This is a genomic window from Pseudomonas sp. SG-MS2, assembly GCF_009933855.1.
Classification (GTDB): Bacteria; Pseudomonadota; Gammaproteobacteria; order Pseudomonadales; family Pseudomonadaceae; genus Aquipseudomonas; species Aquipseudomonas putida_E.
The window spans coordinates 23,154-47,436 of sequence record NZ_MOMO01000097.1; the positions used below are offsets into that span (position 1 = coordinate 23,154).

25 protein-coding genes are annotated in these 24,283 nt (G+C 61.7%); 12 read left to right on the top strand and 13 right to left on the bottom strand.

Translation table 11 applies throughout. From position 1 onward, the window contains the following. Positions 1-4 precede the first annotated feature (4 nt). The 3 genes from BLX42_RS07840 to nhaR all read right to left on the bottom strand — a co-directional run bounded on the left by BLX42_RS07840 (position 5) and on the right by nhaR (position 3,062). On the bottom strand, positions 5-652 hold the full coding sequence (locus BLX42_RS07840; protein ID WP_115274404.1) for a YceH family protein: 648 nt from the start codon (positions 650-652) through the stop codon (positions 5-7). 226 nt (positions 653-878) lie between these two features. Next, on the bottom strand, positions 879-2,090 hold the full coding sequence (sstT, locus tag BLX42_RS07845) for a serine/threonine transporter SstT (protein WP_125923997.1): 1,212 nt from the start codon (positions 2,088-2,090) through the stop codon (positions 879-881). Between the two features lie 78 nt (positions 2,091-2,168). Beyond that, entirely contained in the window at positions 2,169-3,062 is an 894-nt protein-coding gene (gene nhaR, locus BLX42_RS07850) for a transcriptional activator NhaR (protein ID WP_161871508.1), read from the bottom strand. Between the two features lie 134 nt (positions 3,063-3,196). Between nhaR and BLX42_RS07855 the strand changes: the two genes are divergently transcribed. Beyond that, positions 3,197-3,436: a hypothetical protein gene (locus tag BLX42_RS07855; RefSeq protein WP_012315027.1), complete on the top strand. Its 240-nt coding sequence runs from the start codon at positions 3,197-3,199 to the stop codon at positions 3,434-3,436. A gap of 25 nt (positions 3,437-3,461) precedes the next feature. Next, complete coding sequence (locus tag BLX42_RS07860) at positions 3,462-4,214, top strand: TerC family protein (RefSeq protein ID WP_012315026.1); 753 nt, start codon at positions 3,462-3,464, stop codon at positions 4,212-4,214. Positions 4,215-4,282: 68 nt separating this feature from the next. Here BLX42_RS07860 and BLX42_RS07865 read toward each other — a convergent pair whose 3' ends face one another. Continuing rightward, on the bottom strand, positions 4,283-5,581 hold the full coding sequence (locus BLX42_RS07865) for an MFS transporter (protein WP_046785743.1): 1,299 nt from the start codon (positions 5,579-5,581) through the stop codon (positions 4,283-4,285). Positions 5,582-5,844: 263 nt separating this feature from the next. Between BLX42_RS07865 and BLX42_RS07870 the strand changes: the two genes are divergently transcribed. Together BLX42_RS07870 and BLX42_RS07875 are read left to right on the top strand one after the other, a co-directional pair. Then, a complete protein-coding gene (locus tag BLX42_RS07870; protein WP_046785744.1) occupies positions 5,845-6,399 on the top strand; it encodes a chalcone isomerase family protein in 555 nt (184 codons plus the stop codon). A gap of 2 nt (positions 6,400-6,401) precedes the next feature. Further along, on the top strand, positions 6,402-6,938 hold the full coding sequence (locus BLX42_RS07875) for a DUF3833 domain-containing protein (protein WP_125924004.1): 537 nt from the start codon (positions 6,402-6,404) through the stop codon (positions 6,936-6,938). A 1-nt stretch (position 6,939) separates the two neighbouring features. On the opposite strand, the gene BLX42_RS07880 is transcribed toward BLX42_RS07875, so the two are convergent. From BLX42_RS07880 to BLX42_RS07910, 7 genes are all read right to left on the bottom strand, one after another. After that, positions 6,940-7,428 (bottom strand): DUF2878 domain-containing protein, encoded by a 489-nt coding sequence (locus tag BLX42_RS07880; protein ID WP_125924005.1) that lies wholly within the window; start codon positions 7,426-7,428, stop codon positions 6,940-6,942. A 2-nt stretch (positions 7,429-7,430) separates the two neighbouring features. Further along, a complete protein-coding gene (locus BLX42_RS07885; protein ID WP_161871509.1) occupies positions 7,431-8,690 on the bottom strand; it encodes a cyclopropane-fatty-acyl-phospholipid synthase family protein in 1,260 nt (419 codons plus the stop codon). After that, positions 8,665-9,477 (bottom strand): DUF1365 domain-containing protein, encoded by an 813-nt coding sequence (locus tag BLX42_RS07890; protein WP_161871510.1) that lies wholly within the window; start codon positions 9,475-9,477, stop codon positions 8,665-8,667. The genes BLX42_RS07885 and BLX42_RS07890 overlap by 26 nt, the downstream gene beginning before the upstream one ends. Further along, on the bottom strand, positions 9,474-10,721 hold the full coding sequence (locus BLX42_RS07895; protein ID WP_161871511.1) for an NAD(P)/FAD-dependent oxidoreductase: 1,248 nt from the start codon (positions 10,719-10,721) through the stop codon (positions 9,474-9,476). The genes BLX42_RS07890 and BLX42_RS07895 overlap by 4 nt, the downstream gene beginning before the upstream one ends. Positions 10,722-10,728: 7 nt before the next feature. Next, complete coding sequence (locus BLX42_RS07900; protein WP_125924013.1) at positions 10,729-11,481, bottom strand: SDR family oxidoreductase; 753 nt, start codon at positions 11,479-11,481, stop codon at positions 10,729-10,731. Beyond that, a complete protein-coding gene (locus BLX42_RS07905; RefSeq protein WP_046785751.1) occupies positions 11,478-11,900 on the bottom strand; it encodes a nuclear transport factor 2 family protein in 423 nt (140 codons plus the stop codon). Before BLX42_RS07905 ends, BLX42_RS07900 begins: the two co-directional genes overlap by 4 nt. A gap of 100 nt (positions 11,901-12,000) precedes the next feature. Then, complete coding sequence (locus BLX42_RS07910; protein WP_046785752.1) at positions 12,001-12,447, bottom strand: PAS domain S-box protein; 447 nt, start codon at positions 12,445-12,447, stop codon at positions 12,001-12,003. A 96-nt stretch (positions 12,448-12,543) separates the two neighbouring features. Between BLX42_RS07910 and BLX42_RS07915 the strand changes: the two genes are divergently transcribed. Beyond that, positions 12,544-13,491 (top strand): MerR family transcriptional regulator, encoded by a 948-nt coding sequence (locus BLX42_RS07915; RefSeq protein ID WP_161871512.1) that lies wholly within the window; start codon positions 12,544-12,546, stop codon positions 13,489-13,491. On the opposite strand, the gene BLX42_RS07920 is transcribed toward BLX42_RS07915, so the two are convergent. Then, a complete protein-coding gene (locus BLX42_RS07920) occupies positions 13,488-14,417 on the bottom strand; it encodes a LysR family transcriptional regulator (RefSeq protein ID WP_115275514.1) in 930 nt (309 codons plus the stop codon). The genes BLX42_RS07915 and BLX42_RS07920 overlap by 4 nt on opposite strands. A gap of 115 nt (positions 14,418-14,532) precedes the next feature. Between BLX42_RS07920 and BLX42_RS07925 the strand changes: the two genes are divergently transcribed. The 3 genes from BLX42_RS07925 (at position 14,533) to BLX42_RS07935 (ending at position 17,833) form a co-directional block, all read left to right on the top strand. After that, positions 14,533-15,777: an MFS transporter gene (locus BLX42_RS07925; protein ID WP_161871513.1), complete on the top strand. Its 1,245-nt coding sequence runs from the start codon at positions 14,533-14,535 to the stop codon at positions 15,775-15,777. Positions 15,778-15,881: 104 nt separating this feature from the next. Then, positions 15,882-17,057: an N-methyl-L-tryptophan oxidase gene (gene solA / locus BLX42_RS07930; protein WP_177011252.1), complete on the top strand. Its 1,176-nt coding sequence runs from the start codon at positions 15,882-15,884 to the stop codon at positions 17,055-17,057. Beyond that, complete coding sequence (locus tag BLX42_RS07935; protein ID WP_046785757.1) at positions 17,054-17,833, top strand: MetQ/NlpA family ABC transporter substrate-binding protein; 780 nt, start codon at positions 17,054-17,056, stop codon at positions 17,831-17,833. Before solA ends, BLX42_RS07935 begins: the two co-directional genes overlap by 4 nt. A 95-nt stretch (positions 17,834-17,928) precedes the next feature. On the opposite strand, the gene BLX42_RS07940 is transcribed toward BLX42_RS07935, so the two are convergent. Then, complete coding sequence (locus BLX42_RS07940) at positions 17,929-18,822, bottom strand: LysR family transcriptional regulator (protein ID WP_012315010.1); 894 nt, start codon at positions 18,820-18,822, stop codon at positions 17,929-17,931. Positions 18,823-18,969: 147 nt separating this feature from the next. On the opposite strand from BLX42_RS07940, the gene BLX42_RS07945 reads away from it, so the two are divergent. The 4 genes from BLX42_RS07945 (at position 18,970) to BLX42_RS07960 (ending at position 24,195) form a co-directional block, all read left to right on the top strand. Beyond that, entirely contained in the window at positions 18,970-20,049 is a 1,080-nt protein-coding gene (locus BLX42_RS07945) for a 4-oxalomesaconate tautomerase (protein WP_161871515.1), read from the top strand. Between the two features lie 77 nt (positions 20,050-20,126). Next, positions 20,127-21,443, top strand: coding sequence for a dicarboxylate/amino acid:cation symporter (locus BLX42_RS07950; protein WP_161871516.1), 1,317 nt, complete (start codon positions 20,127-20,129; stop codon positions 21,441-21,443). A gap of 125 nt (positions 21,444-21,568) precedes the next feature. Further along, the gene (locus tag BLX42_RS07955) at positions 21,569-22,873 is read left to right on the top strand and encodes a CitMHS family transporter (RefSeq protein WP_161871517.1); all 1,305 of its coding nucleotides are present in this window, start codon (positions 21,569-21,571) and stop codon (positions 22,871-22,873) included. A 65-nt stretch (positions 22,874-22,938) separates the two neighbouring features. Next, entirely contained in the window at positions 22,939-24,195 is a 1,257-nt protein-coding gene (locus tag BLX42_RS07960) for an OprD family porin (protein ID WP_125924024.1), read from the top strand. Positions 24,196-24,283 lie beyond the last annotated feature (88 nt).

A 24,283-nucleotide genomic window follows, 5' to 3' on the forward strand; every position in this document is an offset into this window, starting at 1 on the left:
TGGCTTAGCCTTCAAGCTCGGCCAGGCGCGCCTCCAGCGCGGCAATCCGGGCCTCCAGGGCTTCGATCCTTTCTTCCGACACATTGCCGCCACTGTTGCGCGCCCCACCTTCCTGCTGGCGAGCGGCAAGAATCGCCTCGATTTCTGCCGGATCCCCCAGTGCATGGGTGTAGCGGTCTTCGCGCTGCCCGGCCTGGCGTGGCAGATGCAGTGCCAAACCACGCGAGATCAGGCGCTCCAGCTGGTGCTGGATCTGTTCGGTGTCATCGAAGTCGTGCAAGCGGTTGCTGCGGGTCAACAGCTCGTTGAGGGTTTGCGGCCCACGCAGGAACATCAGGCCCATCAGTATCAGCTGGGCCGGTACCAGCTCCAGTGCCTTGTCCACCCGCTGTTCCCAACGGTCTGCGCGGCTGCCCATCTGCAGCCGGGTCATGCCCTGGCTTTCCAGGGCACGCAGCGCCTGGCCGACCTGGCCCTGGGACAGGTTCATCACCGGCTCACGGCTGGTCTTCTGGTTGCAGGCCAGCACCAGGGCATTGAGGGTCAGTGGGTAACTTTCAGGGCTGGTGGCCTGTTTTTCGATCAGCGCGCCGAGAATGCGGATCTCGGTACTGCTGAAGCGGCCTTCGTCTGCGGTTTGATTTTCTGACATGGCCAAGTCTCATTGCGAGGAAAAGGCCACTAGCGTAGGTAAAGCGCCTGGCTTAAGCAATCACTGCCCCATCGCCGGCAAGCCGGCGCCCACGATATGGATGGCGTCAAGGTTTGAAATCAAGCAACACAACCGCTTTCACGGGCACTGCACATGCCTTGAGTTCATCGCCAGTCTGTGGGCGCCGGCTTGCCGGCGAATGGGCCGCTACGCGGCCCTGGCTATCTCAAGCACTACGGCGTTCTTGCGCCTGGCAGGCCGCCGCCGTGAACAGCACATCGGTCGAAGAATTCAGCGCAGTCTCTGCCGAATCCTGCAGCACGCCAATGATGAAGCCCACAGCAACCACCTGCATGGCAATCTCGCTTGGAATGCCGAACAGGCTGCATGCCAGCGGGATCAGCAGCAGCGAACCGCCAGCCACGCCCGACGCACCACAGGCGCAGACCGCCGCCACCATGCTCAGCAGCACCGCAGTAGGCAGGTCTACCGGGATGCCCAGCGTGTGCACGGCTGCCAGGGTCAGCACGGTGATTGTGATGGCCGCGCCCGCCATATTGATGGTCGCACCCAGCGGGATCGACACCGAATAGGTGTCCTCATGCAGGCCCAGGCGCTCGGACAGTGCCAGGTTGACCGGAATGTTGGCCGCCGAGCTGCGGGTGAAGAAGGCCGTGATACCACTTTCGCGCAGGCACAGCAGCGTCAATGGGTAAGGGTTGCGGCGGATCTTGCAGAACACGATCAGCGGGTTCATCACCAGCGCCACGAACAGCATGCAGCCGATCAGCACCCCCAGCAGGTGCAGGTAGCCAAGCAGGGCATCGAGGCCAGACTGGGCGAGTGTCGAACTGACCAGGCCGAAAATGCCCAGCGGGGCGAAGCGGATGACTACCCGCACGATCAGGGTTACGCCATTGGACAGGTCCTCGACCACGGTTCGGGTGGTTTCACCGGCATGGCGCAGCGCCACGCCCAAACCAATGGCCCAGGTCAGCACACCAATGAAATTGGCGTTGAGCAGGGCGTTGATCGGGTTGTCGACGGCGCTCAGCACCAGGTTTTGCAGCACTTCACCAATGCCGCCAGGCGCGCTCAGGGTGACATCGCTGGCGCTCAGGGCAAGTTGCGAAGGGAACAGCATGCTGGCGACAACGGCCACCACCGCAGCCGAGAAGGTGCCCAGCAGGTACAGCCAGAGAATCGGGCGGATGTGGGTTTCCTGGCCATGGCGATGGTTGGCGATCGAGGCCATGACCAGAATGAACACCAGCACCGGCGCGACTGCTTTCAGGGCGCTGACGAACACCTTGCCGAGAAAGCCCAGGTCGAGGGCGATGGCTGGCGCAAGCAAGGCCAGGACAATACCGGCGATCAGGCCGATGACGATCTGGGTCACCAGGCTGGTGCGGTTGAGGACGCGAAGGAGGGGGGACATGTGCTGCGCTATCTCGGTATCTTGAAAGGGCGTGACTTTACCATAGACCTTGGTAGGGTCGTCCCGGCCTGTTTGCGCTCACCAATGGAACAGCTCCCGACGCGCCCCCTCGGTAATGGCCACGATCCCGGGGTGCTTGACCTTGCGCTCAACCGAAATGGCATAGAACGACTCGTGCACCGCCTCGGTCTGCCCGATCAGCTCCACCCCGTACTGGCGGCACACTTCCTCGGCAATCACACTGGGAGCCACGAAGATACCGCTGCCCGACTGGCCGAATGCCTGCATCAAGGCGCTGTCGTCGAATTCGCCGATTATCCGCGGTTGCACCTGCTGCTCGCCAAGCCAGCGCAGCAGCCGGCTGCGCACTACCGTTTCCTGGCCCGGGATCAGCAATGGTGCATCGTGCAGGCAGCCAGGAAAGACGCCAGCGTGGCGTTGGGCCAAGGCTTTTGTAGCAAAGAAGCTCAAGCCGCATTCCCCGAGCTTCTGGCTGTAACCCTTGATATCCAGGTGGTTGGGCATCGGGCTGTCGGATATCACCAGGTCCAGGCGCTGGATCGCCAGGTCTGCCAGCAGGCGTTCGAGTTTGTCCTCACGGCAGTTGATGCGCAGCACATCGTTCAGCTCCATGGTGGGCGCGAGCAGGCGATAGACGATCGATTTGGGCACCACGTCGGCAACCCCCACGCGAAACAGGATCTGCTCCTGCGGGCCGGCGCGCAGCATGGCCTCCAGTTCACCGCCGATCTGGAACATCTGCTCGGCGTAGACCAAGGTCTGGCGACCGGTTTCGGTCAGCTCCAGCTGCCGCCCGACCCGTTGGAACAGCTCCAGGCCGTAGGTCTGCTCGAACAGGCTGATCTGACCGCTGATGGTCTGCGGGGTCAGGTTCAGTTGCTCACTGGCGCGGGCGATGCTGCCGGTCTTGGCCACGGCCCAGAAATAGTGAAGCTGTCGATAGTTGAGCATCACCGCGTTCCCGATTCGTAAAAACCGAAGTATAACCGCTGAAAATACGAATTTTCCTGATGTATCGGCATCTTTAGAATTCGACGCCATCAGGCGCATTGCGCGCCGTCGGGATATCGACAAGCGAGGACCCCATGCTGCAATTCAAATCCATTGGCACACCCTTGGTGCTAGCCTTGGCACTGATGAGCCTGGCAGGCTGCGACCAGGCCGAGAAATCTGCCCAGCAGATGCTCGACCAGGCCGCCAAATCGGCCAAGCAGGCCATCGATGACACCAACGAAGCGGCGCAGCAGGCGCTGAGCGACGCTATCGGCACCGAAGGGCAGAAGCCCAAGGACGCCGACCAGCAAGACAAAACCCAGGACATCTGACCCAGAAACGTTGCAGGACTGAAAAATGGAATATTTGCTGGAACTCGCCGCAAGCCCCACCGCCTGGGTAGCCCTTGCCACACTGGTGGCCATGGAAGTCGTACTGGGCATCGATAACCTGATCTTCATCTCGATCCTGACCAACAAATTACCGGTCGAATACCGTTCCAAGGCACGCCGTATCGGTATCAGCATGGCCTTGATCATGCGTTTGGCGCTGCTCAGCACGGTGGCGTGGATCGTTCAGCTGACCGACCCGGTATTCGAAGTGTTCGGTAATGCCTTCTCCTGGAAGGACGTGATCCTGATTGCCGGTGGCCTGTTCCTGCTGTGGAAAGCGACCAAGGAAATCCACGAAAACGTCGACCCGCACGGCGCCAAGGAAGAAGCCAAGGTGTCCTCCACGGTTACCCTGGGCTTCGCGGCCGCGATCTTCCAGATCCTGCTGCTGGACATCGTGTTCTCGGTTGACAGCATCATCACCGCTGTGGGCATGACCGAGCACCTGCCGATCATGATCATTGCCGTGATCACTGCCGTGATCGTCATGATGGTGGCCGCTGACCCGTTGGCGAACTTCATCAACGACAACCCGACCGTGGTCATGTTGGCCCTGGGCTTCCTGATCATGATCGGCATGACCCTGATCGCCGAAGGTTTCGGTGCCCATGTGCCAAAAGGTTATGTGTATGCAGCGATGGCCTTCTCTACGGCGATCGAAGTGCTCAACATCCTGGCCCGCCGGGCACGGATGAAGCGCGAAGCGACCGAAGGCTGATTCATGGCGGGGGCGCTTTGCGCCCCATTCGCCGGCGGGCCCCCTTCCAGGAAGGGGGCAACTGACGCTTACTGCGCTTCAACCTTGCGCGGCGCCATGAAGTACAACCACACCAGTGCAATGAAATACATCGCCGGGATCATGGTGAACAGCACTGCGTAGTTGTTATTGGTAACCGTCAGCACGGTGCCGACGATCTGCGTCATGAACATGCCGCCAATGGCCGCACACATGCTGCCAAAGCCGAACACCGTGCTTATCAGGTGCTTGGGCGTGTAATCCATCAGCAGGCTCCATATGTTCGCCGTCCAGGCCTGGTGCGCGCCGACCGCCACGGCAATGGCAAGCACCGCTACCCACAGGCCACTGGCGTTGGCGGCGAAGGTCACGCTGATCATGGTGCAGGCGAAGATCAGCATCGATATCAGGCGTGCCCGTATGGCGCGTACGCCACGGCCTATCAGCCAGGACGAAAGGATGCCGCCGCCAATGCTGCCGAAGTCGGCCGTGAGCCAGATCAGGATCAGCGGGATGCCCATCTGGGTCACGCTGATGCCCAGGTTGTACTGCTGGTTGAGAAAAGGTGGCAGCCAGTACAGGTAGAACCAGAACACCGGTGCGGTGATCGCGAATGCCACGGCGAAGGCCCAGGTGCCGCGCATGCGCAGGATGCGGCTGAAGGGCACACGTACCGCCTCAGGCTCGGCTTCGCGCTGGATGTACTCCAGTTCGCTCTGGCGCACAGTCGGGTGCTCTTCAGGGTTGAAGTATTTCAAGCCCCAGAACACCACCCAGACCAGGCCCAGGCAACCCATGGCGATAAAGGCGGCCTGCCAGCCCCAGGCCGCCAGGATCACTGGCAGCAGCGCCGGGGTGATCATCGCGCCAACGTTGGTACCGGCGTTGAACAGCCCGGTGGCAATGGCCCTTTCACCCGCGGGGAACCACAGCCGTGTGGTCTTCACACAAGCCGGATAATTGGCGGCTTCGGTCAGGCCGAGGATGAAGCGGCAGACCATGAAACCTGCGGCCGATGTGGCCAGGCCATGGGCACCGGTGGCCAGGCTCCAGAGCAGGACCGCCATGAAAAATGCACGTTTTACGCCGATTTTGTCGATCAACCGGCCCTGCAACAGGAAGCCGATGGCGTAACCCACCTGGAACCAGAAGTTGATGTTGGCGTAGTCCATTGCCGTCCAGCTCATGTCCTTGGCCAGCATGGGCTGCATGATGCCGAGGGCGGCGCGGTCGATGTAGTTCAGTGTGGTGGCGAAGAACACCAGGGCGAGCATGCCCCAGCGCGTCTTGCCGACAGCAAAGGCGTCGCGAATCTTGCTGCCCATGGAAGCATGGGGGATAGGAGGCATGGCCGATGTACCTGTTTCTTGAAATTGTAATGAGCTGCTGGATGCTTCTGGCCCGCGGGTTTGGCTCAAGGCAGTGAGCACCCGCAAGGCCGTGGCATGGTGAGCAGTGAAGCAAGGACCGTCAATGCCAGAAAACGCGCTACCGTTCGATAACCGAACGATTGCCGTCCGTCATTATTTTGCGTGAAAGACTCGATATCTCTACATAAAGTTGTACATGAAAATATACTTGTACAATATTTGAGTATTCCGGTCTCCAGAGTATGGCCATGCGAAGCACTGTCACAGCCCTCAACCTGTTCGTGCTTGCCGTTGCGCTTGCCGTCATGCCACCCGCCGTGGCGGACTGGCGGCCAGCGGTGCCCGAGGCGCGCAGCGTCGGCAGCGGTGAGTTCACCTGGTTTGGCCTGCGTGTCTACACCGCCCGTTTGTGGAGCGCAGGCTCGCCGCAGGGCTGGAGTGAGCCTTTTGCCCTGGACCTTCTCTACCACCGGAGGTTGTCACGCGAGGCGCTGGTGCAGGCCAGTCTGGATGAAATGCGTCGTCTGAGCGACCGCCCTTTGCCCGAGGCCACGCTTGAGCGTTGGGAGCAAGCGATGAACGAGGCGTTCGTCGATGTGCGCCCGGGCATGCGCATCACCGGGGTGTACCTGCCGGGGCAGGGCTCCCGGTTCTATGTCGATGGTCAACTGCGTCGCGAAATCGCCGACCCGGCGTTTGCCAGGGCATTTTTTGCCATCTGGCTGGACCCGCGGGCCCGGGACCCCGAATTGCGCCAGCGCCTGCTCGGCCTGGCCGGTAATGATCAAGGAGATTGAACATGCGAAGAGTGTTGCTATTGGTCGGCTGCCTGCTGCTGGGCAGTTGCGGCAATGTCGAGGTCGACCATTACGCCGGTGAAAAGCCGGCGCTGGACCTGGTCACGTTCTTCTCCGTGCCGGTGCAGGCCTGGGGCATGTTCCAGAATCGCTCGGGGGAAGTGGTCAAGCGCTTCGATGTGCGCATCGACAGCCGCCGCGAAGGTGACCGGCTGATTCTTGACGAGCACTTCGTGTACAGCGACGGTACGCGCCAGCGGCGCATCTGGACCCTGACCCCGGACGGCCCAGGGCGCTGGCGTGGTCGTGCGGGCGATGTGATCGGCGAAGCCCGCGGCGAGGTGGCGGGCAACGCCCTGCACTGGCGCTACCGCCTGGACCTGCCGGTCGACGGCCGGCATTGGGAAATGGACATCGATGACTGGATGTACCTGATGGATGAGGACACCCTGATCAACCGTTCGAGCATGCGCAAACTGGGTGTGGAGGTCGGGCAGATCACCTTGTTTTTCCGCCGCCTGCCAAAGGCCTTGCCGTGACTCAGGCCGCTCTCGCGAGCCGTAGCATCAACGGAAATGCCACCGCCCAGATCGGTGCCAGCAGCAGGGCAGTAGGCAGGGGACCCATCGGTAGTTCCACCCCGGCCAGCCGCGCCCCCGCCAGGTAGGCCAACGGCCCACCGAACAGTCCAAGCAGCCCTCCTAGCCACAGCGGGCGGGCAGCCCAGGCCAGGCTGTGGCGCAACCCGCTTGCCAGCACCAGCCACATCAGGGCCAGCCAGCCGGGCAGCGGCCATTGGGCAAAAGCAAATACCCCCAGTGCCCCCAGCAGGCTGTCCAGCAGACAACCTGCAAGCCCTATCGCCAGCAGCGCACGCAGTTCTGCGCGCCGCTCATGGCAATAACCCAGGTGCAGCGCCAAGCCTATCGGCACCAGGGCAAGCAGCCAGGGCGTGTGGGCACCGAGTACACACACCCACCAGCCAGCCTGCAACCACACTGCATTGGCGATAAGCCAGGTACGTGACATGTTCAGGCACCTGGCAAAGGCGCCCGACGGGCTTGCGGCGCGGCCCACAGCAGTTGCGCCACGCCAATGGCACGTTCCTCGAAGCCGCCCTGGCAGTAGCACAGGTAGAACTCCCACAGGCGCTGGAAGGTTTCGTCGTAACCCAGGTCCTTGAGTGCCGTGCGCGCCTGGCGCAGGTTATCGCGCCAATGGCGCAAGGTGCGCGCATAGTCCTGGCCAAAGTCCTCCATATGCACCAGGTTCAACCCCGTCTTGCGGCTGGCGGTGTCCAGCAGCACGCTCAGTGATGGCAGCGCACCGCCTGGGAATATGTAGCGCTGGATGAAATCCACCGAGCGCCGCGCCTGGGCGTAACGTTGATCGCGAATGGTGATGGCCTGCAGCAGCATCAGGCCATCCTCCTTGAGCAGTGCGGCACACTGGCGGAAGTAAGTGGGCAGGTAACGGTGGCCGACGGCCTCGATCATCTCGATCGAAACCAGCTTGTCGAAGCGCCCGCTCAGGTCGCGGTAGTCCTCGCGCAGCACCGTGATGCGTTGCGTAAGGCCCAGCGCTTGCACCCGTTGCAGGGTGTGGGCGTACTGCGCCTCGGACAGCGTCGTGGTGGTGACTCGGCAGCCATACCGGGTGGCAGCATGGATGGCCAGGCTGCCCCAGCCGGTGCCGATTTCCAGCAGGTGTTCGTGGGGTTTGAGCTCGAGCTTCTGGCAGATGCGTTCAAGCTTGTTCAGTTGCGCCTGCTCCAGGGTTTGCTCGGCGCTCTCGAACTGCGCCGCCGAGTACATCATGGTTGGGTCGAGCAGGCGTTCGAACAAGGCGTTGCCCAGGTCGTAATGGGCCAGGATGTTGCGCCGTGAACCGCGTCGGCTATTGCGGTTGAACCGGTGCAGCAGGTGCAGGGCCGGGCGTGCCAAGCGTGCCAGCCCGCCCTCCATGGCATCGAGCACCTCAAGGTTGGCGACGAACACACGGGTGACTGCGGCCAGGTCGGGGGTGCGCCAGTAGCCATGGATATAGCCTTCCCCGGCGCCGATCGAGCCGTTACTGGCGACCAGGCTCCAGGCGGCCTCGTCAACGATTTCGACCTGGGCGTGCAGAGCACTGCCGGCTTCACCGAAGGTCCACTGACGATCGTTGCAGATCACCCGCAAACTGCCGCGGGCCAAGCGGCGCAACTGGGCCAGCACGGCCGTCCTGGCCAGGTTGCCAAGCAGTGGTGTCAGGCCGGTGGACTTGCTAACGCTCAGGGTGGGCTCGGTCATCATCTAACTCCTTGGAGGCGGCTTGGCCCAGGCTCAGGTTACCCAGGCTGGCGCTATGGTCGTGGATGGGCGTGCGCTTGAGCAGCAGCTGCAAGGCCTGCCAGTAGATGGCTGCTACGGTGCGCAGGCTCATCCAGGGGAAACTCAGGATATGGCGGTGCAGAGCGGCGCAATCCAGCGGCCCGCGTTGCAGCGCGAGGTCGGCATCGAACACCTTTTGCCCCTCGCGCCAGTTCTCCATGTGCACGTGTACGCGCCGCGCATCGAGCAGAAAACGCAGGCGGTACTCCATGTCCAGGGGCATGAACGGCGACACATGGAACGCCTTGGCCACGCAAAACCCGGTAGACAGGCCGTCTTGCACCGGCAACACGTAGTGAAAGCGCTCGCGCCATGGCGTGTTGCGCACCTCCAGCAGGATCGCCTGCAACTGGCCGGCGGGGTCGTGGCAGAAGTAGACACTCACCGGGTTGAACGAAAGGCCCCAGCAGCGCGGCTGGGTTAGCAGGTGCACGGCGCCTTCAGGCGTTTGCCCGGTGGCCTGGCCGACCAATTGCCGAGCGGCCTGGGCCAATGGCATGCCATTGCGGGTCAGCGCCGGCAGGTAATCGCTTTCGCGCCAGCTCAGCGGCGCCAGTCGCGACCGCCCCAGCCAGCGGCTGAGGCTGAGCAGGCGGGGTTGCTCGTCCAGGTCCAGGTAGAACATGCCGATCCGATAGCGGAAGGCATGCTGGCGTGGTGTCAGGCGCCTATGGCTGACCCAGCCGTGGCACAGGCTGCTGATCACAAGCCTTCCCCAAAAAACTCAGCCACTTTCAAGGCGCTGACCACGCCGTCCTCGTGGAAGCCGTTGGCCCAGTAGGCGCCGCAGAAGTAGCTGTGCTGTCGGCCCTGCAATTCAGCTTGTCGGGCCTGGGCTGCGAGGGCGACGAGGCTGTATTGCGGGTGCGCGTAGTTGAAGCGGGCGAGGATCTGCGTCGGGTCCACCAGTGCGGTCTGGTTCAGGCTCACGCAGAAGGTCACCGGCGCTTCGATACCTTGCAGGATGTTCATCGCGTAGGTCAGCGCGGCCGGTGCCTGCTGCGGGCCGCCGAGGCGGTAGTTCCAACTGGCCCAGGCTTTGCGCCGGGTTGGCAGCAGGCGGGTGTCGGTGTGCAGCACCACGTCGTTGCTGGCGTAGGTGATGGCGCCGAGTATTGCGCGCTCATCGGCACTTGGCGCCTCCAGCAAGGCCAAAGCCTGGTCGCTGTGGCAGGCGAACACCACATTATCGAAGCGCTCGCTGCCGGCCGCGCTGAACACGGTCACGCCGCCTTCGTCACGGCTGACACGGTCAACCGGGCAGTTAAGGCGGATGCGCTCGGCGAATGGCTTGCACAACGGCGCCAGGTAACTACGTGAACCACCCTCGATCACCCGCCATTGCGGGCGGTTGCTCACCGAGAGAAGGCCGTGGTTACGGCAAAAGCGCACGAAGAACTGCAGCGGAAAACCGAGCATGTCGGCGCGTGACATCGACCAGATAGCCGAGCCCATCGGCACGATGTAGTGGTCGATGAAGCGCTGGCCATAGCCCTGCGTCTGCAGGTAGCCACCCAGGGTGGTGGCTTCGTCGATACGCTGGCTGTCCAGGTCGGCAAGGACCTTGCGGTTGAAGCGCAGGATATCGCGCAGCATGCCCCAGAAGCCTGGCGATAACAGGTTGCTGCGCTGGGCGAACAGCGTGTTGAGGTCATGGCCGTTGTATTCGAAACCGCTACGCGGGTCATGCACCGAAAAGCTCATTTCGGTGGGCCTGGAGGCAACCTTGAGCTGGTCGAGCAGGCGGATGAAGTGCGGGTAGGTCCAGTCGTTGAATACGATAAAACCGGTATCCACTGCGTACTGCCGGCCACCCCATTGGACATCGACGGTATGGGTGTGGCCACCGACCCAGTCGGCGGCCTCGAACACAGTGACTTCATGCCGCCGAGAGAGCAGATAGGCACAGGTGAGGCCGGCAATACCGCTGCCGATGATTGCGATGCGCATGTCTGTTTCAGTCCTGTTGCTTGCGTGCCAGGCGCTGGCCTAGCTTCAGTCGCCAGCGCACCGGCATTGCGCCCAGCAGGCGCAGTACCAGAGTGAATACGCCGGGGAAGTTGATTTCTAGCGGGCGCTTGGGCAAACGCACGGCAATGTGCCTGGCGGCGCGTTCTGCACTCCAGATCTGGGGCATGGGGAAGTCATTGCGGCGGGTCAATGGCGTATCGACAAAGCCAGGGCTGATTAGCGTGACATCGATGCCCTCGTTGACCAGATCGATGCGCAGCGACTCGATCAGGTAGCGCACGGCCGCTTTGGAGGCACCGTAGGCCCCGGCACGGGGCAGCGCCAGCCAGGACACCGAGCTGCCGATCACCACCAGGTGCGGGCGTTGGCCACGGCGCAGCAAGGGCAGGGCAGCGTGCAGGCAGTGACTGACGCCGATCAGGTTGGTGCGCACCACGCGCTCGACCAGCTCTGGGTCGAAATGGCCCGGCTCCAGGTATTCACAGGTGCCTGCATTGAGAATCACCAGGTCGAGCGCGCCCCAGTTGCGTTCGATGTGCGCGGCAACATCAGCGACCTGCCGAGGGTCACTGATATCGCCGATGGCCAGCAACGTCTGCTGTGGAAACTGCGCGGTCAGCGGCGCCAGGTTTTCGGCCTGCCGGCCACCCAGCGCAACCTGATGGCCCTGTTCCAGCAGCTGTTGCGCCAGCGCGGCGCCGATGCCGCTGCTGGCACCGGTCAGCCAGCAGCGGCTCATGCCAGCCGCCCCTTGAGCCAACGCACAGCGCTGCCTACTACTGGCACATGCTCGTAAAGCAGTGCACCGGCGTCGAAGTAGTCTTGATGAAAGTGCACGCGTTCGTGCCAGCGAAGGTGGCTGCAACCCTGCAGGCTGATCAGGCGCCCGTTGGCCAGGCGTGGGTGGCGAAAATGCAGGGTCCAGCGAATGTAACCGTGGCCCGGTTGGACCTCGTCGGTACCCTCGAAGGCGTAACGCACCTCCTGGGTGTTGGCGTAGAGCTCAGCGAAGTAGGCACGCAGGTCGCTCAGCCCGTCGATCTTGTGCAGTGGGTCGCGGAAGGTGACATCCTCGCTGTACAAGTCACCCAGGCGGTCGAGGTTGTCCGCATCGAGGCTGGCAAAGCGTTCGGCGAAGGTTTGCAGGTAGCTGGACATGCGCGGCCCTGTACAAAAATGGTTTCTTGTACAGGTATAGTCGATCCCGCTGCATAAAGCTATACAGGGTCATAATTTTGTACAGTTTTGCGCGGGGGTGTCAGCTGTCCCTGTCATCCAGTTGTCGCCGCAATTGGGCGACCTCCGCTTCCAGCTCTCGTACTCTCTCCTCGGCGAACACCTGGGCCGTGACATCACGCTGTATGCCAATGTAATACGTCAATTGATCGGCCTCGTTTCGTATCGGCGAAATCGACAGTTCATTCCAGAACAGGCTGCCGTCCTTGCGGTAATTGCGCAGCACCTGGCAGCACGGGCGCCCGTCCAGGATGGCCTGGCGAATGGCATCCAGCGCTTCCTGGTCATGGTCCTGGCCCTGCAGGAAGCGGCAATCCTGATAGAGGATGTCATCGGCCGCGTAGCCGGTCAGGCGCTCGAAGGCGGGGTTGACGTAGATGAGGATGCTGTCGTTTCCTTCCTGCTCGGCAATGACGATGCCGTCGTTGGACGCCTCGACCATCAATTGCAGGAGTTTTGCGTCGATCATGGGGCCTCCTCGAAGTGGTTGCGTATGCTTATGCGCAGCTTAGCCTGCATGCAGCTATAGGTTTAGTATGTGTAACCGTCCTGATGACCCGCCGCAATGAACGAAGCGACCTTCACCGACCTGTTGCCAATGCGTGACGTTGTCAGCCTGACCGGGGTCAACCCGGTGACCTTGCGTGCCTGGGAGCGTCGTCATGGCCTGATCCGCCCGCAGCGCACCGAGGGCGGCCATCGCCTGTACACCGCACAGGATGTCCAGCACATCCGCGACATACTGCGCTGGACCGCCAGTGGCCTGCCGATCGGCAAAGTCAGCGAAATGCTGGCCAGACGGCGAGACGCATACGAGCAAACGGTTGAACCGGCTGCTGATGGCTTTGCCGCGTGGCGTGCTGCCGTGCTACGTGCAACCCAGACGTTCGATGGCCAGGCGCTCGAGGGTATTCACGGGCAGCTGTTCACCCTGTTCCCCAAAACCACGGTGTTGCTCGACGTACTGATGCCTGTGTGGCGCACATTACAGTCGGGCAGCTCTTACGGCCAGCGTAGCCAGTGGCTGTTTCTCGATGCCTTTCTGCGCGCCCGGTTGCTGTTGCGCCTGCAGTTGAACCAGGCCAGCGCCCCGCGCGTGCTGTTGGCCGGTACCGGGGGCAGTGCTGAGCTTGAACTGCTGTGCCACGGCTTGCTGCTGAGCGGTGAGCAGCAGCGTATCGACGTGCTGAGCAGCGAACAACCACTTGAGGAGTTGCCACTGCTGTGTGCAGCCATTGCGCCTGCCGCGCTGGTGGTTCTGGTGCAGCCCCCAGTGAGCAGTGGCCTGGCAGATCGTCTGCGCGCCTTGCAGATGGATATCGCCTGCCCATTGGCGCTGCTGGGTGATGGCCTGGCCGAGTCGTCCACTGCACTGAAGGGAATTCCGCTGAGGCTGTTGGATGGGCGGGGTGGCGAGGCAGGCGCGATGCTCAATGCCTTGCTCAGGGGGGCGCTGGAGCTCTCGACCACCCAGCCTGCAGAAGGGGAGCAAAGCGCTGAGCAACCCCTCTAGCCGGCTTTGGCTGCTGCTTGCTGGCTCAGCCTGGCGCAGATCACATCGACCAATGCGGCTACTTTAGGAAGCGACTGCCGGCTTTTCAGCCATGCAACGTTGATAGGCAGGCCGATGGTGCTCAGCTCAGGCAGGATCTGGACCAGCGTGCCAGCGTCAAGATGTTCCTGCACCAGCCAGGAGGGCAATTGGGCCACCCCCAGCCCGGCCAGCACCATGGCAAGCTGGCCTTCTGCGTTGCCGATTGCAATACGGCCCGAGACCACGCGCTGCTCGCTGTCACTGGCATGAGCGCCCGGGAAGTGCAGCGGATACACACCGCCGTCGGTCCTGCCGTAAAGCACGCACCCGTGCTCATGAAGGTCGCGCTCCGTTTCAGGCACTCCCCGTCGTTGCAGATAACCCGGTGCTGCGCAAAAGATGTGCTGCTGGATGCCAATCAGCCGCCGCTCTACACCCTGGGGCCAGGTCTGCGGCCCGCCAATGCGCACCAGGATGTCGATGTCATGCTCGATGGGATCGACGAAGCGGTCCGTGAGCGTGATGTGTGGCATCAGCAGTTCATGCTCGGCAATGAACTCGATGAGTAGCGGTAGTACCCGCAGTTTGCCGTATGACGCCGGCAGGTCAATGCGCACCCGGCCGCAGGGCTCGGTCTGGGCACTGTGCATTTGCATTTCGGCCTCTTCCAGGCTGGCCAGGATCTGCTTGCAGGTCTGGTAGTAATTGGCCCCCGTATCGGTCAGTGCCAGGCGCCGTGTGGTGCGTGCGAAGAGCTTCATGTTCAGGCGCTGCTCCAGCCGCGCCACGCTTTTGCTGACTGCGGAGGTGGTCAGGCTCATGCGTTCGGCCGCAGCAGTGAAGCTTCCGGCCTCTGCCACGCAAATGAAAACCGCAATGCCCTTCAAGCGTTGTTCACTGAGCAATGGCGCCTCCAACTGTTGAATAAATTTCTTAAGTATCCTTGCTTAAATACCCAAGATGATAATTTTATTCCAGTATAACCTCCTGCTCCATTTTCCTGTTCTGGAGTATTCGCTCATGCATGCCAACCCTGCGTCCCTGTCGGGGGCAGCAGATGCCCGTGCAGGCACCAGCATTCTGATCCTCACGATGGCGGCGTTCGCGGTGCTGACCACCGAATTCATCATTCTCGGCATCTTGCCCGGGCTCGCCCGGGATCTGGGTATTACTGTGCCCAAAGCGGGTCAGTTGGTCACCGTGTTCGCCTTTACCGTGATGCTTGTCGGGCCGTTTCTCACCGCTGCGATATCCCACTGGGATCGCAAAAAGGTGTTTCTCGGGGTCCTGCTGATCTTCGCCGCATCCAATGCGCTGTCGGCGGTCGCTACTGACTTTTGGACCATGGCATTGTCGCGCATCCTGGCTGCTGCGACGCTTCCCGTGTTCTGGGGCACCGCCAGTGAATCGGCAGCCCAACTGGCGGGTAAAGGCAATGAAGGCAAGGCGGTCGCCCGGGTCTATCTGGGCATCACGGCGGCGTTCGTGTTCGGCATTCCCTTGGGCACACTGGCAGCCGATGCGCTCGGCTGGCGGGGCACCTTCTGGTTGATCTCGGGCCTTTGCCTGGTCATTGCGCTGCTGATGTGGGTGTTCCTGCCACAGTTGCCAGAGGCCCCCAAAAGGGCGGGCGGCGAACGCCAGACGGTCATCCTGCGGGATCCGAAGTTCGTCTTCCACGTCGCGCTCTCGGTGGTGGTGTTTACTGCCATGTTCAGCGCATACACCTACCTGGCTGACATGCTCGAGCGCCTTGCCCATGTGCCCAGCGCGCAGGTCGGCTGGTGGCTGATGGGCTTCGGTGCGGTGGGCATGATCGGCAACGCCATCGGCGGGCGGCTGGTCGACCGCAGCCCGCTTGGCGCGACCATCGTGTTGTTGACGGTGCTGGGCGCCGGCATGGCGGGTGCACCACCCGCGGTCGATACGCTGTGGCTGCTGGTTGTGGCCCTGGCCGCGTGGGGTATTGCGTATACCGCGTTGTTCCCTGTTTGCCAGGTGCGCGTGATGATCGCAGGCGCCAAAGCGCAGGCCCTTGCCGGCACGCTGAACGTCTCTGCGGCGAACGCGGGCATCGGGTTGGGCGCTGTGATTGGCGGCGTCACCATTGAGCAGTTGGGGCTGGCGGCGCTGGGCTGGGTGGGTGCGCTGATTGCAGTGCTGGCGGTGGGCTTGTCACTGCTGTTGTGGATGGCAAGCGATCGGTCCGGTAATGCTGCTAAACGCGCTCGCGCAACGGCACCCGAGCCAGTGAAAGAAAGCTGAGGTTGAACACGGTCTACTCAAGGGCATATCGATATACCCTTTAATTCTTTGTTTACTGAGCCCGCCTGCTTTCAACTAACGCCTTTTTGAGCGAGCGATACTCAGTGGAGCACTGCGAAGTAGTCGTCATCGGGCTTGGTGCCATGGGGGCCGCCACCGTTTATCAATTGGCCAAGGCGGGCGTGGATGTGGTGGGGATCGATCGCTACCACCCACCGCATACCCTTGGCTCGAGCCATGGTGATACGCGCATTACCCGGCTTTCCGTTGGCGAGGGTGCCCAGTATGTGCCCATCGTGAAGAGGGCCCAGCAAATCTGGCGTGAACTTGAGGCGCTGTCTGGCGAATCGTTGTTCGAGCAGTCCGGTTTGCTGGCACTGACCTCCAGTCCCGACTTCGATCCGGACGATATAAGCGATTTCACCCTGCGCACCATAGGCCTGGCCCAAGCCTACGGAATCGAGCACGAAGTGCTTGGCGCTGCACAGATCCGTCAGCGCTTCCCGCAATTTGCCAACGTGCGCGACGATGCGATCGGCTACTTCGAGCCCGGTGGCGGCTTCGTGCGCCCCGAACGGTGCATCGACGCGCAGTTGCGCCTGGCAGTGCAACACGGGGCAACGCTGCACACAGGTGAAACGGTTACTCAGATCAGCTCGGATGAAAGCGGCGTCACGGTCTGCACCAACCTGCGTACGTTAAAGGCCCGCAAACTGGTGTTCAGTGCCGGCAACTGGGCGGGTGGTTTGTTGGGCGAGCCGTTCGACCGTTTGCTGCGTGTCTACCGGCAGAAGCTTTTCTGGTTCGAGCTCGAAGCCGAGGCGGGCCTTGAGGGTGCATCGCCAACGTTCATCCTGACCCATGGGCGCGGGGACGACAAAATCAATTACGGTTTCCCTGCGCTGCCGGGTGAGGGCAGCCTGAAAATCGCCACGGCCCAATACCACACGGCGTCGCTGCCCGACCTGCTGGACCGGACCGTGAGCGTGGCAGAAGAGCGCGAGATGTACGAGTTGCAAGTACAAGGCCGTATCGCCGGGGTGACCGACAAGGTCGTCAAGTCTGCCGTTTGTGCCTACACCGTCACTGCAGATCGCCACTTCATTATCGACGAACACCCTGCGCTGAAGCACACCTTGGTGGTGTCAGCGTGCTCTGGCCATGGTTTCAAACACTCCGCCGCCTTGGGCGAGGCATTCGCCCAGTGGTGCATCCGGGGCTCGACCGACCTCGATCTTTCATCGTTCACCCTCCAACGATTCCAAGGAAAACTCTCGTGAAGCGCATTGCACTTTCGCTGGCTCTGCTGGCTGCCACGCTCGGTACTGCACAGGCTGAAACGCTCAAGATCGCTGTGGTGCCTGTGCCTCACGCCGAGATTCTGGAGTTCCTCAAACCTGAGCTGGCCAAGCAGGGGGTCGAGCTGGATATAAAGGTCTTCACTGACTATATCCAGCCTGACCGCCAGGTAGACGAGGGCCGGCTGGATGCCAACTACTTCCAGAGCAAGCCCTACTACGAGGCGTACAAGAAAGACCGGCCCAATAGCGACCAGGTACCGGTTGTTGCTGTACACATCGAACCGTTCGGGGCCTACTCAAGCAAGGTCAAATCTGTGGCCGAGTTGCAGGACGGCGCCATCGTTGCAATTCCCAACGACCCCACCAACTCCGGGCGCGCACTGCTACTGATTGCCAAGCAGGGGCTGATCACGCTCAAGGACCCTGGCAATATCATGGCGACCGCCGCTGACATCACCAGCAATCCGAAGCATCTGAAGTTCAAGGAACTTGAAGCCGCCATGCTGCCGCGCGTCCTTGGTCAGGTGGACCTGGCGCTGATCAATGCCAACTACGCGCTGGAGGCCAAGCTTGAGCCGCACAAGGATGCGTTGTTCATCGAAAGCTCGGAATCGCCGTACGCCAACTACCTGTATGTACGCAGGGACAAGGCTAACGACCCGGCTGTACAGAAGCTTGGGGCATTGTTGAATTCGCCTCAGGTGAAGCAGTTCATCCTGGATCGCTACCACGGCGATGTTGTGCCGGCGTTCTGATTTTTGGCCTTTGGGGATTGCTGTGGCGTCCACCTCCCGATATCCCGCCCCCGGACAATCCGTTAAAAACCTGACTCTTGAGTAACCCCAACCGATCAACGGTTCGGCCACTTCTCCAGCAAAATGGAAACAAACTTCTCTGCCGCTGGTGAAAGCGAGGCCCCACGTCGATACACCAGCCCGAGCGTGCGTGTCACCTCGGGCTCCATCAGCGGAATGCTCACCAGCGTTGGATGGTCGGCAGCCGGCATGGCCAGGCTTGGCATGGCCGACACCCCCAGCCCGGCTTCGACCATGCCCAGCGAGGTGGAAAGGTGCTGCACCTCATAGAACCACTTCGGCCGCCAGCTAAGCCCGGACAGCGCATGGTCCAGCAACATACGGTTGCCACTGAGGCGGCCGACGCCGATGAGCCGGTAATCGGCAAGCTCTGTCCAGGTGACCGACGCGCGGTCGGCCAGCTCGTGGTCGCGCCGGCATGCCAGCACGAAACGCTCCTGCACCAGCGACACGAACTCGATATCCGGATGCTGGCCGCTCATCATGTTGATGCCGAAATCGGCTTCGCCGCGCAGCACCGCCTCCAGCCCCTCGTTGGCACTGAGGTCCAGCAGCCGAATACGGATTTTCGGGTACTGCTCGTTGTAGTCACGAATCACCGAGGGCAAGAAGTAGAACGCGGCGGTTGGGATGCAGGCCAGGGTCACCTGGCCTGTCTGGCGCTCTGCAAGTTCACGAATGCTCAGGATCGAATCTTCAAAATCATCCAGCAGGCGCCTGGCCTTGGGCAGAAAATCGCGGCCGACGGTGGTCAGGCTCACGCGACGGGTGGTTCGCTCGAGCAGGGGTGTTCCCAGACCCTCTTCGAGCTTTTTTATCCGCCGGCTCAACGCAGGTTGTGAGAGGTGCAGCACCTCAGCCGCCTCGTGAAAGCTGCCAAGTTCGGCGATTTTCACGAAAGATCTTATGTCTTGCAGCTCATATTCCATGATGCGTTCCTAAGGGGATTCACCGCTTTATTGTTTTGTTAAACGCAATAATAGCTACGATATTTGCATTGGATCGATTTATCAATCTTTGTCACTCTTGTGTCCAGAACATCAATTTCCCCAATTGATCAACAAGAGTCAGTAGTCATGCAACGAATTCCTTGTGTGCTCATGCGCGGCGGTACCTCCAAAGGCCCGTTCTTTCATGCGTGGGATCTGCCAGCCAATGTGGTCGAGCGCGACGAGCTGCTGATCAACCTGATGGGCTCCGGTCACGAGCTTGAGATCGACGGCATCGGCGGTGGCAGCCCGCAGACGAGCAAGGTAGCCATCATCAGCCCTTCGCTGCATGCCGACGCCGACGTCGACTACCTGTTCGTGCAAGTGATGGTTGCCCAGCGCCGCGTCGATACCGCCCCCAACTGCGGCAACATGCTGTGTGCCGTGGGCCCTTTCGCCATCGAGCAAGGGCTGGTCAAGGGCAATGACGGCAAGACCCTGGTGCGTATCCGCAACCTCAACACCAACACTTTCGTCAATTCGCTGGTGGAGACACCCGGCGGCATCGTGCGCTACGAAGGGCGTACGGCGATCGACGGCGTGCCGGGCACTGCCGCCCCGGTTCACCTGACTTTCCTCGATGCCGTGGGTAGCAAGACCGGCAAGCTGTTCCCGACGGGGCAGGCCAAGGATGTGATCGACGGTCTTCTCGTGACCTGCATCGACATGGCCATGCCCATGATGATCGTCGATGCCGCGCAACTGGGTGTAACGGGGTCGGAAACCCCAGCGCAACTGGATGCGAACACGGCCCTGCTGCAGCGCCTGGAAGCCCTGCGCCTGAAAGCGGGCAAGGCCATGGGCCTGGGCGACGTCAGCGGCATGGTGATCCCAAAGCCCGTGCTGATATCGGCACCACGCTTTGACGGTACGCTGCAGGTCCGGTATTTCATGCCGCACAACTGCCACCGGGCGCTGGCCATCACAGGGTCCATCGGGCTGGCAACTGCCTGCGTCAGCCCAGGCACTGTAGTGATGGACATGCTCGGTGATGCTGCCGAAGCACTCACCCAAGTACGCCTGGAACATCCCAGCGGCGGTATCGATGTCGCGCTTTCGCGCGGTGGCCCTGATGGCCAGACCATTCAGGCCTCGGTGGTACGAACTGCCCGCAGGCTGTTCTCCGGTTTTGTATACGCCCCTGGTTTTCAGCGTATGGCCGGTTGAAACCCGGCCTGGCGTCAAACCGTGGTAACCCAGGCAACAAAGCGCATCCGCACAATTTCAACAATGGGTGATGCCTCATGAAGATCGCAAAATCACTGTACTTCCAGATTCTCTGCGCCGTCGTGCTGGGCGTAGTGGTCGGGCATTTCTGGGCGCAACAGGCCGTTGCGCTCAAACCGCTGGGCGATGCCTTCATCAAGCTGATCAAGATGATGATCGCGCCTGTCGTATTCTGCACCATCGTCACCGGGATTGCCGGCATGACCGACAAGCGCTCGCTGGGGCGCTTGATGAGCAAGACCTTGCTCCTGTTCCTGGGGTTGACCGTTGTCAGCCTGATCATCGGCCTTGCGGCGGTCTACCTCTTCCGTCCCGGCGAGGGCATGAACATCGACCCCGCCACCCTCAGCACCGAGGGGCTCAGCCAGTATGCGGCGTCTGCGGCGAAACTGAGCGTGGTCGACTTTTTCATGCAGATCATTCCCGATACCTTCATCGGCGCATTCAACAAAGGCGAAGTGCTGCCGGTGCTGTTCATCGCGGTACTCAGCGGTTTTGCCCTGTCGTCGATGGGTGAGAAGGGCAAGCCGGTGCTGGATGTGCTCGAATCCGCTTCGGCCATGGTGTTTCGCATTTTCGGCTACCTGATGCGCTTCGCGCCGATCGGTGCGTTCGGTGCACTGGCCTTTACCGTAGGCCAGTACGGCATCAGCTCGCTTGGCGCCCTGGCGAAGCTGGTAGGCACCTTGTACATCGCCTGCGCCTTCTTCGTCATCGTCGTACTCGGTGGTATCTGCCGCGCGCATGGTTTCAGCCTGTGGAAACTGCTGCGTTATTTCCGTGAGGAGTTTCTGGTGGTGCTCGGTACTTCTTCTACCGAGCCGGTGTTGCCGCGCATGCTGGAGAAACTGGAAAAACTGGGCTGCAAAAAAGGGGTGGTGGGGTTGGTGCTGCCCACCGGTTACTCCTTCAACCTGGACGGCACGGCGATCTACCTGTCACTGGCGGCCATCTTCATCGCCCAGGCGTGCAACATCGACCTGACCTTGGGGCAGACCATCACCATGCTCGCCATCATGCTGCTGTCTTCCAAGGGCGCTGCCGGTGTGACCGGGAGTGGCTTCGTAGCCCTGGCCTCGACCCTGACCGTCATCCACGACATCCCGTTGGCAGGCTTGGCGCTGCTGATCGGCGTCGATCGTTTCATGTCCGAGGCGCGCGCCCTGACCAGCCTGGCCAGCAATGCAGTTGCCACCGTGGTGGTCTCGCTTTCGGAAAATGCCTGTGAGCGGGATACCTTGATGCGCACCCTGAACGGAGAGCGTGAGCCGCTCGCCGGGCAGGCCGCGCCAACAGCGCCCAGTTGGCCTGCAGAGCCCCGTCATCACGGCTGATCATCACCCCTAACACCCTTCGTTGACTTGAACCCCGCTCAGCATCACTGTGATGCCGAGTGGGGCAGGGGGCCGCCTGCGCGCCAGATGGCCACGCCTTAGAATAAAAACAAGAGAACCCAATCATGCTCGCATTGCTTGGCCTGATCATGGTGGTGACCTTCACCTACCTCATCATGAGCAAACGGCTGTCGCCGATCGTTGCGCTCACCGTAGTCCCCATCGTGTTCGCCGTGATCGGCGGGTTTGCGCCGACAACCGGCAAGATGATGCTCGACGGCCTGAAGATGGTTGCCCCGTCGGCTGCACTGCTGTTGTTCGCCATTCTGTTCTTTGGCCTGATGATCGACGCAGGGCTGTTCGATCCGCTGATCCGCAAGATTCTCAAACGCGTCAATGGCGACCCGATCAAGATCGCCATCGGCACTGCACTGCTTTCGCTGCTGGTGGCGCTCGATGGTGATGGCACTACCACCTACATGATCACCTGTGCGGCCATGTTGCCGCTGTACAAGCGCATCGGCATGAACCCGATGATCCTGGCAACGGTGGCGATGCTTTCGCTGAGCATCATGAGTGGCCTGAGCCCATGGGGCGGGCCGGCGACACGGGCCATCGCCGCGCTGGGGCTCGATGCGACCGAGTACTTCATCCCGATGTTGCCGACCATGATCGGTGGGGCTGCCTGGGTAGTCTTCACCGCGTTCCTGCTGGGCCGTGCCGAACGCAAACGCATCGGCAACATCAAGCTCGAATCCGGTGGCGGCAATTGCTACATCAAGGCGATTCTCGAGGACACGCCGCACAAGCGTCCGCGGCTTGCCTACGTCAACCTGTTGCTGGTGGTGGCGGTGATGATCGCGCTGGTCCTGGGCGTGATGCACGCAGCGATCCTGTTCATGATCGGTTTTGTCGCTGCCTTGATGATCAACTACCCGCAACTCGAGGTGCAGAAAGAGCGCATCCTGGCCCACTCCGGCAACGCCATGACGGTCGTGCTGCTGGTGTTTGCCGCAGGGATTTTCGCCGGCATCTTCTCCGGCACGAAGATGGTCGATGCGCTGGCGCAGACACTGGTGGACTGGATTCCGCAGTCCTGGGGCCACTGGTTCCCGCTGGTGGTGGCGATCACCAGCATGCCGCTGACGTTCGTCCTGTCCAATGATGCCTACTACTTTGGCGTGGTCCCTATCCTGGCCAACGCGGCTGCCGCCTACGGCATCGACCCGGTCGAGATCGCCCGCGCTTCGGTGCTCGGCCAGCCGGTGCACCTGATGAGCCCTCTGGTGGCCTCGACCCTGTTGCTGGTGGGCATGGTCGACCGCGATATCGGCGACTTTCAGAAGGCCACCGTCAAATGGGCGGTGCTCACCTCGCTGGTGATCACCGCGCTGGCCCTGGCCACCGGTGCCTTGTCCTTCTTCGTTTGATCCGCCCAGGGCGCCGCGGGGCGCCCGCTTTCTACTCATTCAAAAACAACAACAGAGTACCGAACATGTCCCCAACTGCTCTGCGTGCGGCGGCCGCCTGTGGCCTGCTCTGCGGCTGCCTGCCTGTTGCCGGCGCTGCCGGTTTTGTCGATGACGGCAAGCTCAAACTGCAACTGCGCAACGTTTATTTCAACGAGAATTTCCGCGACGAGCAGGGTATGAGCACCCGCGCCGCCGCCACCGCCAAAAGCGAGCGAACCGAGTGGGCGCAAGGCTTCCTGCTCGACTATCAGTCGGGCTTTACCCAAGGCACGCTGGGCCTGGGGCTCGATGCGATGGGGCTCTTGGGGGTCAGGCTGGACTCCGGCCGTGGCCGCAGCGGTACGGGCCTGTTGCCGGTGCATGACGACGGTCGCGCCGCCCAAGAGTTCGCCAGTGCCGGGGTAACGGCCAAGGCCCGCCTGGGTAGTACGGTGGTCAAGCACGGTACCTTGCTGCCCAAGACCCCCGTATTGGTCTACAACGATGCCCGAGTACTGCCGCAGACCTACCAGGGTACGCAGCTGACGAGTACCGATATCGATGGGCTGACGCTCACAGCCGGGCATCTGGACCGGTTCAAGCAACGCGACTCGTCCAACAGTACCGGCTTGTACCTGGACGGTTATGGCGGCGCCGAGTCTGGCGACTTCAGCTTCGCCGGCGCCGACTACGCGTTCAGCAAGCACTTGCGCTTGAGCTACTTCCACGGTCAGCTCGAGCATTTCTACCGCCAGGACTTTGCCGGCCTGGTACATGACCTTGCGCTGGCCGGCGGGGTGCTGACCACCGACCTGCGGTATTTCACCAGCCGTGACAGCGGCGCGGCGTACGGCGGCAGCATCGACAACGACATGTTCAGCGCACAGGTGTCCTACGCCCATTCAGGGCACACCTTCGGCGCCGGGTATCAGGTGCTGGACGGTGAAGCCGGCCTGCCGTACATCAGTGGTGCCACGGTGTATTCGTTCAGCAACGTTGGCATCGGCAAGTTCATCGAGGAAGAAGAAAAGACCTGGATGGCAAGCTATGCCTACAACTTTGCCGCCGCAGGCGTGCCTGGGCTGACCTTCATGACACGCTACCTGAGCGGCGACAACGGCCGCTCCGGGGCGCAGGGGTTGAGTGAATGGGAGCGTGACGCCGAGCTTGCGTATGTGGTGCAGGGCGGGGCACTCAAAGGGCTGGGGGTACGGCTGCGCAACTATGTCTACAGGTCTGACTATTCCCGCGGAAGGGACAGCAATCGCCTCTACCTGACCTATGACATTGCTATCTGGTGAAACTGGCCTGTAAACGCCAGTGCCTAGGGCAATGCGCCAACGGTTTCAGGCGTTTGTCCGATGCCAGCCAAATTCGTTATGGCCGGCA